Annotated in this window: 15 protein-coding genes; 5 read left to right on the top strand and 10 right to left on the bottom strand. The window is 67.4% G+C overall.

What is annotated here, in order from left to right; all coding sequences use genetic code 11:
* The first annotated feature begins 193 nt into the window (after nucleotides 1-193).
* Together ACVOMM_RS09285 and msrA are read left to right on the top strand one after the other, a co-directional pair.
* The gene (locus ACVOMM_RS09285) at nucleotides 194-457 is read left to right on the top strand and encodes a putative signal transducing protein (RefSeq protein WP_053519109.1); all 264 of its coding nucleotides are present in this window, start codon (nucleotides 194-196) and stop codon (nucleotides 455-457) included.
* Nucleotides 458-487: 30 nt separating this feature from the next.
* Complete coding sequence (msrA, locus tag ACVOMM_RS09280; protein ID WP_197600906.1) at nucleotides 488-1,153, top strand: peptide-methionine (S)-S-oxide reductase MsrA; 666 nt, start codon at nucleotides 488-490, stop codon at nucleotides 1,151-1,153.
* A 607-nt stretch (nucleotides 1,154-1,760) separates the two neighbouring features.
* On the opposite strand, the gene ACVOMM_RS09275 is transcribed toward msrA, so the two are convergent.
* From ACVOMM_RS09275 to ahpC, 5 genes are all read right to left on the bottom strand, one after another.
* Nucleotides 1,761-2,717, bottom strand: a complete 957-nt coding sequence (locus tag ACVOMM_RS09275; RefSeq protein WP_065182848.1) for a transaldolase — start codon at nucleotides 2,715-2,717, stop codon at nucleotides 1,761-1,763.
* 49 nt (nucleotides 2,718-2,766) lie between these two features.
* On the bottom strand, nucleotides 2,767-3,171 hold the full coding sequence (rnk, locus tag ACVOMM_RS09270) for a nucleoside diphosphate kinase regulator (RefSeq protein ID WP_053519113.1): 405 nt from the start codon (nucleotides 3,169-3,171) through the stop codon (nucleotides 2,767-2,769).
* A 122-nt stretch (nucleotides 3,172-3,293) separates the two neighbouring features.
* Nucleotides 3,294-4,259, bottom strand: coding sequence for a LysR substrate-binding domain-containing protein (locus tag ACVOMM_RS09265; RefSeq protein WP_065175982.1), 966 nt, complete (start codon nucleotides 4,257-4,259; stop codon nucleotides 3,294-3,296).
* 84 nt (nucleotides 4,260-4,343) lie between these two features.
* Complete coding sequence (ahpF, locus tag ACVOMM_RS09260; protein ID WP_481526147.1) at nucleotides 4,344-5,936, bottom strand: alkyl hydroperoxide reductase subunit F; 1,593 nt, start codon at nucleotides 5,934-5,936, stop codon at nucleotides 4,344-4,346.
* A 222-nt stretch (nucleotides 5,937-6,158) separates the two neighbouring features.
* Complete coding sequence (gene ahpC / locus ACVOMM_RS09255; protein ID WP_005408159.1) at nucleotides 6,159-6,722, bottom strand: alkyl hydroperoxide reductase subunit C; 564 nt, start codon at nucleotides 6,720-6,722, stop codon at nucleotides 6,159-6,161.
* A gap of 354 nt (nucleotides 6,723-7,076) precedes the next feature.
* Between ahpC and prmC the strand changes: the two genes are divergently transcribed.
* Nucleotides 7,077-7,934, top strand: coding sequence for a peptide chain release factor N(5)-glutamine methyltransferase (prmC, locus tag ACVOMM_RS09250; protein WP_253119349.1), 858 nt, complete (start codon nucleotides 7,077-7,079; stop codon nucleotides 7,932-7,934).
* Nucleotides 7,935-7,982: 48 nt separating this feature from the next.
* Complete coding sequence (gene pip, locus ACVOMM_RS09245) at nucleotides 7,983-8,924, top strand: prolyl aminopeptidase (protein ID WP_065175985.1); 942 nt, start codon at nucleotides 7,983-7,985, stop codon at nucleotides 8,922-8,924.
* A gap of 78 nt (nucleotides 8,925-9,002) precedes the next feature.
* Here pip and ACVOMM_RS09240 read toward each other — a convergent pair whose 3' ends face one another.
* Nucleotides 9,003-9,887 (bottom strand): LysR family transcriptional regulator, encoded by an 885-nt coding sequence (locus ACVOMM_RS09240; protein ID WP_065182851.1) that lies wholly within the window; start codon nucleotides 9,885-9,887, stop codon nucleotides 9,003-9,005.
* A gap of 105 nt (nucleotides 9,888-9,992) precedes the next feature.
* Here ACVOMM_RS09240 and ACVOMM_RS09235 point away from each other — a divergent pair, with 105 nt between their 5' ends.
* Nucleotides 9,993-11,405 carry an MFS transporter gene (locus ACVOMM_RS09235; RefSeq protein WP_053519124.1) on the top strand — a complete coding sequence of 471 codons (1,413 nt, stop codon included), beginning with the start codon at nucleotides 9,993-9,995 and terminating at the stop codon, nucleotides 11,403-11,405.
* Between the two features lie 112 nt (nucleotides 11,406-11,517).
* Here ACVOMM_RS09235 and ACVOMM_RS09230 read toward each other — a convergent pair whose 3' ends face one another.
* From ACVOMM_RS09230 to ACVOMM_RS09215, 4 genes are read right to left on the bottom strand one after another with little or no spacing between them, the layout of a single operon-like run.
* Complete coding sequence (locus tag ACVOMM_RS09230; RefSeq protein ID WP_065182853.1) at nucleotides 11,518-12,315, bottom strand: N-formylglutamate amidohydrolase; 798 nt, start codon at nucleotides 12,313-12,315, stop codon at nucleotides 11,518-11,520.
* Nucleotides 12,308-12,862: an NUDIX hydrolase gene (locus ACVOMM_RS09225; RefSeq protein WP_053519128.1), complete on the bottom strand. Its 555-nt coding sequence runs from the start codon at nucleotides 12,860-12,862 to the stop codon at nucleotides 12,308-12,310. The genes ACVOMM_RS09230 and ACVOMM_RS09225 overlap by 8 nt, the downstream gene beginning before the upstream one ends.
* The gene (locus ACVOMM_RS09220; protein ID WP_481526146.1) at nucleotides 12,859-13,809 is read right to left on the bottom strand and encodes a 5'-3' exonuclease; all 951 of its coding nucleotides are present in this window, start codon (nucleotides 13,807-13,809) and stop codon (nucleotides 12,859-12,861) included. The genes ACVOMM_RS09225 and ACVOMM_RS09220 overlap by 4 nt, the downstream gene beginning before the upstream one ends.
* Nucleotides 13,806-14,387 carry a nitroreductase family protein gene (locus tag ACVOMM_RS09215; protein ID WP_065176012.1) on the bottom strand — a complete coding sequence of 194 codons (582 nt, stop codon included), beginning with the start codon at nucleotides 14,385-14,387 and terminating at the stop codon, nucleotides 13,806-13,808. Before ACVOMM_RS09215 ends, ACVOMM_RS09220 begins: the two co-directional genes overlap by 4 nt.
* Between the last annotated feature and the right edge of the window lie 42 nt (nucleotides 14,388-14,429).

The raw sequence follows: 14,429 nt of genomic DNA, 5'->3' as shown, positions 1-14,429 counted from the left end.
TGGTTATAAATCCCAAATTGTTCGGGGGTCTGGGTCTGGGGTGCGGGGGGTGCGCCGGGTCTACGGGGGGATGGGGTACCGGCGGGAATGTGCCGCGGGCGAATGGGGGTAGCGCCGGGCCATGCCCGGCGAGCGCAGCGGCGGCATTCAGCGCCCGGGCGTATGCTGGAGGCCTCTCCCGTGGAGCCGCCCCATGCACATCGTGTACAAGGCCGACAATCTGTTCGACGCCCACCTGGTGAAGCACGCGCTGGAAGATGCCGGCATTCCTGCCTTCGTGTTTGGCGAGCAGCTGCTGGGGGGCATGGGCGAACTGCCGCTGTTTGGTGTATTGAGGGTCGGCATCCCCGACGCCGCGCGGGCCGAGGCTGAAGGCATCGTCGCCGGCCTGGACTTGGGCCACGCCGCCGACGCCCCCATTTCCGATGCAGACGACATTGCCGGCCTTCCGGCGTAGGAGCGCATCATGTTGGGAATCGGACAGGGCATCCTGGGCATCGGCGCCTTCAAGCAGCGCCTGCCGCGCCCGGAAGAGGCGCTGCCAGGGCGTGATCAGCCACTGCCGCTGCACAGCAACCAGCACTTCGTGAACAGTCACCCGCTGAAGGACCGCTTTGCCGGCCTGCAGCAGATCCGTTTCGCGCTTGGCTGCTTCTGGGGAGCCGAGCGCAAATTCTGGTCGGAGCCGGGCGTGTACAGCACGTCGGTCGGCTATGCCGGCGGCGTCACGCCGAATCCCACCTATGAAGAAGTCTGCTCCGGCCTCACCGGCCACACCGAAGTGGTGCAGGTGGTGTTCGATCCGAAGGTGGTGAGCCTGGAACGGCTGCTGCAGCTGTTCTGGGAAAGCCACGACCCGACCCAGGGCATGCGTCAGGGCAACGACACCGGCACCCAGTACCGTTCGGCGATCCATGCCACCGACGAAACGCAGTACGCCGCTGCGCTGGCCAGCCGCGAGACGTACCAGGCGCAGCTGGACGCGGCCGGCTACGGCCCTATTACCACTGAGATCGTGTTCCCGGCGCCGGAGTACTACTACGCCGAGGACTATCACCAGCAGTACCTGGCGAAGAACCCGAACGGTTACTGCGGCATCGGCGGCACCGGGGTGAGCTGCCCGATCGGGCTGGATGTGGAGGCGCCGCGCTGACGCGCGGTGGTCCGCCTGCGGCGGGCAGAAGCGGAAAGCAACTGCCGAAGCAAAAGCCAGAGCCAAAGCCAAAGCGGCTCTGGGTTGCTGTGAGTAGGGCGGGGCGGTGTGGGTCGGCAGGACACGCCCTGAACCCATCCATGGGGGCTCGATGGCGCCATCCATGGCGCCAACGGTCCTGCCAACCCACACCACCCCACCTCCGACAGTTTCCCGGTGACGGTGGGCAAGAGCGTGGGTTACTGACGAACTGAAGGAAAACAAGAAGGACGCGGCCTTCGCCGCGTCCTTTTTGTTTGATCCTGCGGTGTCTTTTGTAGAGCGGAGCCATGCTCCGCTCCGAGCAAGCGAAGCGCGCGACCCGCTGTTGCTCTTCCTTCTTCCTTCCGTGGCGGGCAGCCACAGGAAACTGTCAGAGGGCGGGGGGGGGGGGGGGGGGGGGGGGGGGGGGGGGGGGGGGGGGGGGGGGGGCCCGCCCCCGCCGGCGGCGCCCCCGCCCCCGCCCCCCCCCCCCCCCCCCCCCCCCCCCCGACCCAGCGCGGCGGTTGCTTCATGCCTTTCGCGACCGAGCCCCCGCCACGAGGGGCTCAGCCGTTGGCTGGAACCCTTACAGCGCCGCGCGGATCCGCTCGCGCAGCGCTTCCAGATCCTTGGCGAACGCCTCGATACCGGTCGCCAGCTTCTCGGTCGCCATCGGATCGGCAGCCAGATCCGCCGCAAACGTCGCCGCATCGATCGGGGTCACCGCCACGCCGTTACCCTCACCGGGCACCAGCTTGCGCGGCAGCTCGCCGTGATCGGCGTCCAGCTTCTCCAGCAGATCCGGCGAAATGGTCAGGCGGTCGCAGCCGGCCAGCGCCTCGATCTGTGCGGTGGAACGGAACGAGGCGCCCATCACCACGGTCGGCGAACCACGGCGCTTGAACTCCGCATACACGCTGCGCACGAACTTCACGCCCGGGTCCTCATCGATGTTGGCCGGGGTCTGGCCGTTGGCCACGTACCAGTCAAGGATGCGGCCGACGAACGGCGAGATCAGGAACGCGCCCGCTTCGCTGCAGGCCAGCGCCTGGGTCGGGTTGAAGATCAGCGTCAGGTTGCAGTCGATGCCCTCGGCCTGCAGGATCCGCGCCGCTTCCACGCCTTCCCAGGTCGCGGCGATCTTGATCAGGATCTTCTCGCGCGGTACGCCGGCATCGGCGTACATCTGGATGAACTGGCGGGCCTTGGCCACGGTGGCGGCGGTGTCGTACGCCTGGTCAGCATCCACCTCGGTGGACACGCGGCCCGGCACCAGCGTGCTGAGCAGCGCGCCGACGCCGATGGTCAGCCGATCGGCCACCGCATGCACCACGGCCTCGCGGTCGCCGCTCTGCTGACGGCCCCAGGCCAGTTCGCGCTCGATCAGATCGGCATAGACCGGCAGGTCCAGTGCCTTCTTCACCAGGGTCGGGTTGGTGGTGCAGTCCACCGGCTGCAGGCGCTTGATCGCCTCGTAGTCACCGGTATCGGCAACGACCACGGACAGTTCGCGCAGCTGGGACAGTTTGGACGAGGTACTCATTACGGCTCCTGGTACGGGGAATCGGATCGCGCGCAGTGCGCAGCGGAGATCAGGGACGGTCGTTGTGCACTGCGGTCACGCGCAGGCGCAGCTTGCGACCACCGGGTGCAGTCCAGTCGATGCTCTGGCCGACCGACAGGCCGAGCAGGGCACTGCCGACCGGGGCCAGCACGGAAACCTTGCCTTCATCGACGTTGGCTTCGCGGGGGAAGACCAGGGTCAGGACGTGCTTCTCGCCTGAGACCCCATCTTCGCACTCCACGCGGGAATGCATCATGACGATGCCTTCGGGAATCTGGTCCGGCGCCAGCACGGTGGCCCGGTTGAGTTCTTCGGCAAGCGCGAGCGCGGCAGGCGTCTGGCTCAGCGCAGGGGCTTCGAGCATGGCCTCCAGGCGGTCCATGTCGAAGGTTGAGACAGTGATCGACGGCGGCAGGCCGCTGGCGGTGTTCATGTAAAACTCCTTGGTTGAAAACCATGCAAAAGGCGGCGCCTGCTGGCGCCGCCTGTCTGTATTGTGGGGACAAATGCGACCGGAATCGACTCCCGCCGCTCGGGGGCGGGGACGCGGGGCCGTCAGCCGTTCAGCGCCGGGCCGGAAAGGCTGGCCGGATCGGCGGCCGTGCCATTGGCGGCTTCCAGCGTGAACAGCGCATGCGGCAGGCGCTTGAACTGGCTGGCCAGCTCCATCAGGAAGTCGTTCATCGCCGAGCTGCGGCGCCAGACCATCGCAATACGGCGGCTGGGCCGGCCCTCACCGATGAAATCGAGCAGGCGGATGTTGTTCGAGCGCGGGACGGGGGGCTGCACCGACAGGCTTGGCAGCAATGTGATGCCGACATCGGCGGCGACCATCTGCCGCAATGTTTCCAGGCTGGTGGCGCGGAACTCGGATTTCTCGTTGGCGCCGAACAGCCGGCACACTTCCAGCGCCTGGTCGCGCAGGCAATGGCCGTCTTCCAGCAGCAGCAGCTTCTGCGTGGCCAGTTCCTGCACATCCAGATGGGCGCGCTGGGCGAGCGGATGGCGACCGGAGACGGCCAACAGGAACGGCTCCTCGAACAGGAACTCGGCGTGCAGCTGATCGTCGATCACCGGCAGTGCCAGCAGCGCGGCATCGAGCTTGCCTTCGCGCAGGCGCTCCAGCAGCACATCGCTCTTCTCTTCGACCAGCAGCAGTTCCAGTTCCGGGAAACGTTCGCGGATGCGCGGGATCACATGCGGCAACAGGTACGGGCCCAGGGTCGGGAAGATTCCCAGGCGCACCGTGCCGGCTTCCGGATCGCGGCTGCGCCGTGCCGCTTCCTTCAGCTGCTCCACCTCGGACACGATCACCCGCGCCCGTGCAGCGGCTTCCTGGCCGGCCGGGGTCAGCATCACCTTGCGGGGGGCCCGCTCGACCAGCGGCAGGCCCAGCTCTTCTTCCAGCTTGCGGATCTGGGTGGACAACGTGGGCTGGCTGACGAAGCACGACGCGGCAGCCCGACCGAAATGCTTGTGGTCGGCCAGGGCTACCAGGTACTTCAGATCGCGTAGATTCATCCTCACATCCCAGGGATAACGGACCGGCTGGCGGCGTGGTCACCCCGCAGCTGACAATGCTCCCGGCAACCCGGGAGCAGTGGATCAGGCAGCTTCGGCAACGGCCCCGCTGCTCTTGCTCACCGACGAGCGGATCAGGTGATCGAACGCGCTCAGTGCGGCGGTCGAGCCGGCGCCCATGGCGATGATGATCTGCTTGTAGGGTACCGTCGTGCAATCACCTGCGGCGAACACGCCGGGCACACTGGTCTGGCCACGGTCGTCGATGACGATCTCGCCGCGCGGCGACAGCGCCACGGTGTCCTTCAGCCACTCGGTGTTGGGCAGCAGGCCGATCTGCACGAAGATGCCTTCCAGCTCTACGCGGTGGGCGTCGCCACCGATGCGGTCCTTGTAGACCAGCCCGGTGACCCGGCTGCCATCGCCCAGCACTTCGGTGGTCTGGGCGCTGGTCAGCACGGTGACATTGCCGAGGCTGCGAAGCTTCTTCTGCAGCACCTCATCGGCGCGCAGGCTGGAATCGAATTCCAGCAGGGTTACATGCGACACGATGCCGGCCAGATCGATGGCAGCTTCAACGCCGGAGTTGCCACCACCGATCACCGCCACGCGCTTGCCCTTGAACAGCGGGCCATCGCAGTGCGGGCAGTAGGCCACACCCTTGTTGCGGTACTGCTCTTCGCCCGGCACATTCATCTGCCGCCAGCGCGCACCGGTGGACAGGATCACCGAACGTGACTTCAGCACCGCGCCGTTTTCCAGCTGCACCTGTACCAGCCCATCGTCGCCGGCCGGCACCAGCGCGGTCGCGCGCTGCAGATCCATGATGTCCACGTCGTACTCGCGCACATGCTGCTCCAGCGCGGTAGCGAGCTTCGGGCCTTCGGTCTCCTTGACCGAGATGAAGTTCTCGATGGCCATGGTGTCCAGTACCTGGCCGCCGAAGCGCTCGGCGGCGATGCCGGTGCGGATGCCCTTGCGCGCGGCGTAGATCGCTGCGGCCGCGGCAGCCGGGCCGCCGCCCACCACCAGCACGTCGAAGGCCTGCTTGGCGGCGATCTTCTCTGCGTCGCGCTTGCTGGCGTTGGTATCCAGCTTGGCCACGATCTGTTCGAGCGTCATCCGGCCCTGGTCGAAGACTTCACCGTTGAGATACACGGTCGGCACCGACATGATCTCGCGTTTCTCCACTTCCTCCTGGAACAGCGCGCCGTCGATGGCCACGTGCTGGATGCGCGGGTTGAGCACCGCGGCCAGGTTCAGCGCCTGCACCACGTCCGGGCAGTTCTGGCAGGACAGGGAGAAATAGGTCTCGAACCGGTACTCGCCTTCCAGGCTCTGCACCTGCTCGATCAGTTCGGCGGTGGCCTTGGACGGATGACCGCCCACCTGCAGCAGCGCCAGCACCAGCGAGGTGAATTCATGACCCATCGGCAGGCCGGCGAAGGTCAGGTGGATGTCCTGGCCGGGCGTGCCCAGGTCGAACGAAGGCACGCGGCCCTGGCCATCACGCAGCACCTGCAGCGAGATGCTGTCGGACAGGCTTTCCAGGGTCTGCAGCAGTTCCAGCATTTCCCGCGACTTGTCGCCGTCGTCGGCATGCGCGGTGATCTGGATGGGGCGGGTCACGCGCTCCAGATAGGTCTTCAGCTGCGACTGCAGGTTGGCGTCCAACATCGGGTCTTCTCCTGGCTTCAGGCAAACAGGGGGCGTGGCACCGCTGTAGAAGGTAGCGGACCAGCAGGGGGTAGGGGTGAACCCAAGACAGCGACCGTGGAAGGGGCTGGCTGGCCGCGACGGGCCGGCGATGGCTGTCTTGGGTTCACCCCCACGCCGGCGATGCCGCCGGCATGGAGATGGGCCTGCCGTGGCATGGGGCCACGGCGTGCCGGTGCTGCGTTAGATCTTGCCGACCAGGTCCAGCGACGGGGTCAGGGTCTTCTCGCCTTCCTTCCACTTCGCCGGGCACACCTGGTTCGGGTTGGCGGCGGTGAACTGGGCGGCCTTCAGCTTGCGCAGGGTCTCGGAGACGTCGCGGGCGATCTCGTTGGAGTGGATCTCCAGGGTCTTGATCACGCCTTCCGGATTGATGATGAAGGTGCCGCGCAGGGCCAGGCCCTCTTCCGGAATGTGCACGCCGAAGGCGTTGGTCAGCTGGTGGGTCGGGTCGCCGACCAGCGGGAACTGGGCCTTGCCGACGGCCGGCGAGGTTTCGTGCCACACCTTGTGCGAGAAGTGCGTGTCGGTGGTGACGATGTAGACCTCAGCGCCAGCCTTCTTGAACTCGGCGTAGTGGTCGGCGGCGTCTTCGATCTCGGTCGGGCAGTTGAAGGTGAATGCAGCCGGCATGAAGATCAGGACGGACCACTGGCCCTTCAGGCTGGCATCGGAAACCTTGATGAACTCGCCGTTGTGGTAGGCGTTGGCTTCAAACGGCTGGATCTGGGTATTGATGAGGGACATCATTTTTCCTCTGGGTGAAGGGAGTGGGTGGATCGACAGGAGCTAGGTTACCGGCTCAGTTGCGATAAGAACAATCAATTGATTGCATCTATTTGATAGATGCAGCCTATCAAATTGCCATGAGCCCGCACTGAACCTTGCGTCCCTCATCCTGCAACTGCCTGTGTGACAAGGAAAATCGCCAGGGACGCGTGAAGAGGGCTGATAGCCCCTCCTTATGCCCTCGGGCGAAACCTGAACGGATTCCAGCTTTTGTAGAGCCGAGCCCACGCTCGACCGCGGATCTGTAGAGCCGAGCCCATGCTCGGCTGTTCCAGAAGCAGCCGAGCATGGGCTCGGCTCTACAATTGCGGAATGTCTTCCCCAACCCAACCCTCCCTGCGCCAGGTGGTGGCCGACGCCAGCGCCCGCCTGGGCGGCATCGACGCCCGCCACGAAGCCGAGCTGCTGCTGCTGCATGTGCTGGAGCGTCCACGCAGCTGGCTGTTCGCCCATGCGACCGATCCGCTGCCGGCAACGGCGCAGGCTGCCTTCGAGGCGCTGCTGGCGCGTCGCGCCGCCGGTGAGCCGGTGGCCTACCTGACCGGCCGGCGCGGGTTCTGGACGCTTGATCTGCGGGTCGATGCGGCGACCCTCATCCCGCGTCCGGAAACCGAACTGCTGGTGGAGCTGGCGCTGGAACGCCTGCCATCGGACCGCCCGCTGTCCGTGGTCGACCTCGGCACCGGCAGTGGTGCGATCGCCCTGGCCCTGGCCAGCGAGCGGCCGCTGGCACAGGTGCTGGCCACCGATGCCAGCCCCGGTGCACTGGCCATGGCTGCGCGCAATGCCGCCCACCATGAACTGCGCAACGTGCGTTTCGCTGAAGGTGGACAGGACTGGTACGCACCGCTGCAGGGCGCGCGCTTTGCACTGATTGCCAGCAATCCGCCCTACATCGCCAGCGAAGATCCGCATCTGCAGCAGGGCGACCTGAGGTTCGAGCCGGCCAGCGCGCTGGCGTCCGGCATCGACGGACTGGACGATATCCGCCGCATCGTTGCAGGCGCGCCCGAACACCTGCAGCCGGCGGGCTGGCTGCTGATCGAGCACGGCTGGGACCAGGGCGCGGCGATCCGCACGCTGTTCGATGCGGCCGGTTTCGCCGACGTGCAGACCCAGCAGGACCTTGAGCAGCGTGATCGGGTCACCCTCGGCCGGCGACCGGCCTAGAATGGGGGTTCTCCTGCCCCGGCAGGGCATCACCCTGGAGCTGCAAGCATGCGTACGCTGTACCCCGCCATCACCCCCTATGACGTCGGCACCCTGAAGGTCGACGACCGCCACACGCTGTACTTCGAGCAGTGCGGCAATCCGGATGGCAAGCCGGTGGTGATGCTGCACGGCGGTCCGGGCGGCGGTTGCAGCGACAAGATGCGCCAGTTCCATGACCCGGCGAAGTACCGCATCATCCTGTTCGACCAGCGCGGTGCCGGCCGTTCCACGCCGCATGCGGATCTGGTGGACAACACCACCTGGGACCTGGTGGCCGATATCGAGCGGCTGCGCGAGCATCTGAACGTCGACCGCTGGCAGGTGTTCGGTGGTAGCTGGGGGTCAACCCTGGCGCTGGCCTACGCCGAAACCCATCCGCAGCGCGTCACCGAACTGGTTCTGCGCGGAATCTTCATGCTCCGCCGCTGGGAGCTGGAGTGGTTCTACCAGGAAGGCGCCAACCGCCTGTTCCCCGATGCATGGGAGCACTATCTGAAGCCCATTCCGGTGGTTGAACGCCATGACCTGATCTCGGCGTTCCACCGTCGCCTGACCAGTGAAGACGAGGCGACCCGCCTGGAAGCAGCCAAGGCCTGGGCCGTGTGGGAGGGTGCGACCAGCTTCCTGCATGTGGATGACGACTTCATCAACAGCCACGAAGACCCGCATTTCGCGCTGGCCTTTGCCCGTATCGAGAACCACTACTTCGTCAATGGTGGCTTCTTCGAGGTGGAAGACCAGCTGCTGCGCGACGCGCACCGCATCGCCGACATCCCGGGCGTGATCGTGCATGGCCGCTACGACGTGGTGTGCCCGCTCGCCAATGCCTGGGACCTGACCAAGGTGTGGCCGAAGGCGAAGCTGGAAATCACCCCGGCATCGGGCCACTCCGCGTTCGAAGCGGAGAATGTCGACGCGCTGGTGCGCGCCACGGACAGCTTCGCGTAACCCGCCGGTAGCGCCGGGCCACGCCCGGCGGCATCGCGATCTGTTGCCGCGGTTTGATTCGCCGGGCATGGCCCGGTGCTACCAGTCCCCTGCAAGCAGCGCGTCGGCCAGCACCTGCAGCTTCGGCGAGTGCTGGCGCGAAGGTGGGTAGATCAAAGAGAGTTCGCGGCTGCGGCCTTCATACGGTTGCAGCACGCGCAGCAGACGGCCGTCGGCCAAGGCGTCGGCCACGGCGAAATCCATTACCTGCACGATGCCGATGCCGGCGATGGCGGCTTCCACCAATGGGTCGCCGCTGTCGAACACCATCCGCGTCGGTGGCGTGAACTCGCGCAGCTGGCCGTCCTGAAGGAACTGCCAGTCCACCAGGCGGCCACTGCGCAGGTTGCGCACGGCCAGGCAGGCATGCCCGGCCAGTGCGGCCACATCGCCCGGTGCACCGCGCCGGGCGAGGTAGTCCGGGCTGGCGACGGTCACCCAGCGCAGCGGTCGCAGGGGCCGGGCGACGATGCGCTGGTCGGCGATGGTGCCAGTCCGCAGCGCGGCGTCGAACCCCTCTTCGACCAGGTCGACCAGGCGATCGCTGAGCACGGCTTCGACCTGCAGTTGTGAATGACGCTCCAGCAGCGGCGCCAGCAGGGGCACCAGCACCTTGCGGCCGAACATCGACGGCGCACTGATCTTCAGCGTGCCCGACGGCGTGCAGGGGCGATCGGCAAGCTGCCGTTCCGCGTCCTCCAGTCCGCACAGCAGTGGCGCGACCTGTTCCACAAACTGGCGCCCATCCGGGGTCAATGCCACGTTGCGCGTGTTCCGCTGCAGCAGCTTCACGCCCAGGTCCACCTCGAGCCGGCTGATCGCACGCGACAGCCCGGATTGGCTCAGGCCGAGCTGGCCGGCAGCGACGGTGAAGCTGCGTGCTTCGGCCACCTGCACCAGCATGCGCACCGCGTTGAGGTCCATCGATGATCCACTCATGCAGAAAATCATGACAGATATGGCGGGTGAGGGGTTTATTGATTCCGCTGCATCAATGAGACTGCGCTCCCCCTTCAGTCCAGACCACCGATGCCTCCCCTCAAATACCCGCGCTGGGCACTGACCCTGCTGGCCACCGCCCAGCTGATCATCGCCCTGGATGCCACCATCATCTTTGTCGCGCTGCATGACATGGGCCGCGCGCTGCAGATCAACGCGCAGCAGCTGCAATGGGTGGTCAGTGCCTACACCGTGGCTTTCGGCGGCAGCCTGCTGCTGGGCGGGCGTGCCGCCGACCTGATCGGCCGCCGCCGCTTCTACCGCCTGGGCATGCTGTTGTTCGCGGTGGCATCGCTGCTCGGCGCGCTGGCGCCGAATGCGGGCCTGTTGATCATCGCGCGCGCAGCGCAGGGCATCGGTGCCGCGCTGCTGTTCCCGGCAACGCTGGCCCTGATCAACACGCTGTATGAAGAAGGCCCGGCCCGCAACCGCGCGCTGGCGATCTGGAGCATGGCCAGTGCAGTGGGTCTTGCCTTGGGTACGCTGCTCGGTGGCGTACTCACCCAGGCCTTCGGCTGGCCGGCGGTGCTGGCGGTGATCGTGCCGCTGGCCACCGCGTGCGCGCTTGCCGCCGGTGCGTGGCTGCCGCCCGATGCTTCGCGCCCGCAGGGCCGTTCGTTCGATCTGGCCGGCTGCATCACCGTGACCCTGGGTGGCAGCCTGCTGGTGACCACGCTGGTACAGGGCCCCGAATGGGGGTGGGCGGCGCCCGTCACGCTGGGCTGCCTGGTGCTGTCGATACTGATCCTGTTCGCGTTCGTGCAGATCGAGCTGCGCAGCCGCGATCCACTGATGCAGTTCGCGCTGCTGCGCCTGCCGGGCCTTCGTGCCGCCCTCGGCCTGACCTTCGCGTTCATGAGCAGCTACGGTGTGCAGTACTACTTCATGGCGCTGTACTTCCAGGACGGCTACGGCTGGAGTCCGCTGCAGGCCGGCCTGGCATTCCTGCCGGCCACGGCGGTGTGCACCGTGGGCATCCAGCTTGCCGAGTGGACGCTGCAGCGCTGGAGCGCGCGCAGGGTGCTGGTGATCGGCAACCTGGCCGGTGCCGTCGGCATCGCCTGGGTGGCGGCGGCACTGCCGCATGCCTCGAATTTCTGGCCATTGCTGCCGGGCGTGGTGGTGTTGAGCATCGGCCAGGGCATGACCTGGACCGCGATGTGGATCGTGGCGGGTCAGGGCGTGCCGGCGGCGCAGCAGGGCGTGGCGTCGGGCATGGCGGCCACCGCACAGCAGATCGGCGGTGCGCTGGGCCTGGCGGTACTGGTGATGGTGGCCAACGCCGACGTGGCAGCTGCCGGCTCTCCGGATGCGCTGGCCGGGCTGGTGCGTGCGGAGTACGGCGCCGCAGTGTTTGCACTGCTCGGCGTGGTCATCGCGCTGGCCCTGCGCCCGGCGCCGGTCGCCCCGGCGGTCCCCGCCTGCCTGGCCAACGACGCATGATCGACCTGCAGGACGACCCGGTAGCGCCGGGCCATCCCCGGCGAGGCGCAACGCGACGGTGAATCCTCCAGTGCCGCCGGGCATGGCCCGGCGCTACCGGGCCCGGATGGCGTTACACCGATGCCAGCAGCCGTGGCTGCAACGCGCTGAAGATCCGCGCCAGCCGCTCGGCCCACGCCTGCTGCCCGGCCGCGTCGGCGATCAGGTCCTGACGGATCTCCAGTTCCACGTGCACCAGGCCGCGCCCTTCGCCGTGCACCGGTACCGCGTAGTCGCTGGTACTGCTTACCGAATACGGTTCGTTGTCACCGACCACCAGATCGCCTTCCTCGCGCAGTGCCTGCAGCAGGGCGTGGGCAAAGCGCGTGTCCTGGTGGTAGAGCACGCCGGCATGCCATGGCCGCAGCGTGCCGTTCATGGAGGGAGTGAAGCTGTGCATCATCACCAGCAGGGTCGGGCGGCCGGCTTCGCGGCGCGCATCCAGTTCCGCTTCGATGCGGGCGTGATAGGGCGCGTGGATCGCGTCGATGCGCTGCTGCCGTTGTGCGGCCGACAGGCCGGCGTTGCCCGGTACCACGGTGTGATCGCTTGCTTCCGGAATCAGGGTCGGCGATGCCAGCGGACGGTTGCAGTCGATCAGCAGGCGCGAATAGGTCTGCTCGATGGCCCAGGCATCCAGCCGTTCGGCCAATGCACGCGTGGTGCCGGCGATGCCGATGTCCCAGCCGATATGGCGGTCAAGTTCGCGCTGCGGCAGGCCGAGGCCGGCCAGTGCGCGCGGTACCTGCTGCCCGGCGTGATCGGCCAGCAGCAGGTACGGCGAAGCGCCCTGCGGCCGGTGGATGGTGTAGATCGCCGGGTCGTCAGCGCCCAGCAATGCCGGCAAGGTGTGCAGGTCGGCGTCAGCCACGCGGACGCCCGTCCAGGTGATGTTCGATCATCCACAGCCCGGCCCAGAGCTTGGCATCGAGCTCGTAGCCTTCGCCCATCTTCTGCACCAGCCACGCGGCAGCCTGCTTGAGCGGGACCTCGTGCACCGTGATGTCCTCGCTGTCATCGCCGCCGCCTTCGCCGATCCGGCGCAGGCCGGTGGCGCGCACGAAGGCGATCTTCTCGCTGCTGGCGCCTGAGGAGGTCGGGCCGATCATCAGCACTTCGGCGTGCTCGGCGGTCCAGCCGGTCTCTTCTTCCAGTTCGCGTACCGCCGAGACTTCGATCGACTCGCCGGCATGGATGTCACCGACCAGCCCGGCCGGCATCTCGATGGTCGATGCCTGCAGGGGCACGCGGAACTGCTCGACGAACAGCACCTTGTCCTCGGGGGTGACGGCGATGATGATCGCCGCCAGGCCACCGGCGTGGGTGCGTTCGCTGTATTCCCAGGTGCCGCGTACCAGCATGCGCTGGTACTTGCCTTCATAGACGACACGCGGGGCTTCGGTATTGCGCTGGCTCATGCGGGCTCGCCGGAATTGGAAAAGGAGGGAGTGGGAAGCGGGTCGGCCATGCCGGCGGCGTTGAACAGCCGGCGGCGGGTCATCGGGCCGAAGCGCAGGGTCTGGCACAGGCCGCCGAGCAGCTCCGGGTCGGCCGTCTGCCGCAGCAGGCCGGGCTGGCAGCCTTCCAGCGGCGCGTCCAGCGCGATGGTGGTCAGCTGTCGCCAGAGCAGGGCATGCTCGCGCTGCTCGCGCAGGCGCACTGCCATCTGCGCTGCGCCGCGCAGGCGCAGGAAGGGCACTTCGTCCAGGCGCTCGTACAGCACATCCAGGCTGCCGAAGTGGGCCAGCAGGACCGCCGCGGACTTGCTGCCGACGCCGCTGATGCCGGGGATGTTGTCCACCGCATCGCCGCACAGTGCCAGGTAGTCGGCGATCTGGTGCGCATGCACGCCATGCCGCGCTTTCACCCCGGCCACGCTCCAGCGCTGGTTGCGCGCATAGTCCCACTGCTCGTCGTGGTCCAGCAGCAGCTGCGACAGGTCCTTGTCGGCGGAAATGATGACACCGCGGTGGCTGCCGCGGTGCACATGCAGGGCGCTGCCGATCAGGTCGTCGGCCTCGTAGTCGTGATGGGCAAGCACGGCCAGACCGAGCGCCGCGCACAGTGCCTTGCAATGCACGAACTGGCGCTTCAGCGCCTCCGGAGCCGGATCGCGGTTGGCCTTGTACGCCGGATACAGGCGATGGCGGAAGCCGCTGTCCAGCGCCTCGTCAAAGGCGATGGCGATGTGCTGCGGACGCTCGCGTTCGAGCAGGTCCAGCAGGAAGCGCGCGAAGCCGTGCACGGCATTGGTCGGCAAGCCCTGCGCATCCTGGAACTGGTCGGGCAGCGAGTGCCAAGCACGGAACACGTAGATGCTGGCGTCGACCAGGTACAGCGCCGGCGCCGGTGCCGGCAAGGTCATGCCGGTGGCGTCCAGTCGCGCAGCAGGGCGGCTGGATCCGGACGCTCGCGCTCGGGCACGTCGGCGCGGGCGGTGCCGATATGGATGAAACCGGCGATGCGCTCGCCGTCGGCCAGCCCCAGATGGGCGTGTACGGCCGGGTCGAACGCCATCCACGCCGTCAGCCACTGGGCGCCGAAGCCCAGCGCCTGTGCGGCCTGCAGCAGGGCAAAGCAGACGCATCCAGCGGTCATCAGCTGCTCCTGCTCGGGCACCTTCGGGTCGGGGCGGGGGCTGGCCACCACCACGATCACCAGCGGCGCATGGCTGAAACGCTGGCGATCCTTCTCGAACACGGCCTCGCCGGCAGTGGGATCGCGCTGGCGGCTGCGCTCGGCCAGGAACGCGCCCAGAGTGTGACGCGCATCGCCGGCAATCTTCAGGAACCGGAACGGCACCCGCTTGCCGTGGTCGGGCACCCGCACCGCCGAGGAGAGCATGCGCAGCAGGGTCTGCGGGTCCGGCCCGGGCTCGCCCAGCTGCCGCGAGGGCACCGAGCGGCGGGCATCGAGGGCAAGCAGGGCGGCGGGGTCGGGCATGGCGTCTGAACCGGTCATCACGGGCATTTGATTATAGTCGCG

The sequence above is a fragment of the Stenotrophomonas sp. STEN009 genome (assembly GCF_056760395.1).
This window is presented reverse-complemented; position numbering and strand designations above follow the sequence as displayed.

What these genes read in the sequence shown, in the direction of transcription:
- ACVOMM_RS09285 (WP_053519109.1), top strand. Translation starts at nt 194, where the DNA reads ATGCACATCGTGTACAAGGCCGACAATCTGTTCGACGCCCACCTGGTG.
- ACVOMM_RS09275 (WP_065182848.1), bottom strand. Translation starts at nt 2,717, where the DNA reads ATGAGTACCTCGTCCAAACTGTCCCAGCTGCGCGAACTGTCCGTGGTC.
- rnk (WP_053519113.1), bottom strand. Translation starts at nt 3,171, where the DNA reads ATGAACACCGCCAGCGGCCTGCCGCCGTCGATCACTGTCTCAACCTTC.
- ACVOMM_RS09265 (WP_065175982.1), bottom strand. Translation starts at nt 4,259, where the DNA reads ATGAATCTACGCGATCTGAAGTACCTGGTAGCCCTGGCCGACCACAAG.
- ahpF (WP_481526147.1), bottom strand. Translation starts at nt 5,936, where the DNA reads ATGTTGGACGCCAACCTGCAGTCGCAGCTGAAGACCTATCTGGAGCGC.
- ahpC (WP_005408159.1), bottom strand. Translation starts at nt 6,722, where the DNA reads ATGTCCCTCATCAATACCCAGATCCAGCCGTTTGAAGCCAACGCCTAC.
- prmC (WP_253119349.1), top strand. Translation starts at nt 7,077, where the DNA reads ATGTCTTCCCCAACCCAACCCTCCCTGCGCCAGGTGGTGGCCGACGCC.
- pip (WP_065175985.1), top strand. Translation starts at nt 7,983, where the DNA reads ATGCGTACGCTGTACCCCGCCATCACCCCCTATGACGTCGGCACCCTG.
- ACVOMM_RS09240 (WP_065182851.1), bottom strand. Translation starts at nt 9,887, where the DNA reads ATGGACCTCAACGCGGTGCGCATGCTGGTGCAGGTGGCCGAAGCACGC.
- ACVOMM_RS09235 (WP_053519124.1), top strand. Translation starts at nt 9,993, where the DNA reads ATGCCTCCCCTCAAATACCCGCGCTGGGCACTGACCCTGCTGGCCACC.
- ACVOMM_RS09225 (WP_053519128.1), bottom strand. Translation starts at nt 12,862, where the DNA reads ATGAGCCAGCGCAATACCGAAGCCCCGCGTGTCGTCTATGAAGGCAAG.
- ACVOMM_RS09220 (WP_481526146.1), bottom strand. Translation starts at nt 13,809, where the DNA reads ATGACCTTGCCGGCACCGGCGCCGGCGCTGTACCTGGTCGACGCCAGC.
- ACVOMM_RS09215 (WP_065176012.1), bottom strand. Translation starts at nt 14,387, where the DNA reads ATGCCCGACCCCGCCGCCCTGCTTGCCCTCGATGCCCGCCGCTCGGTG.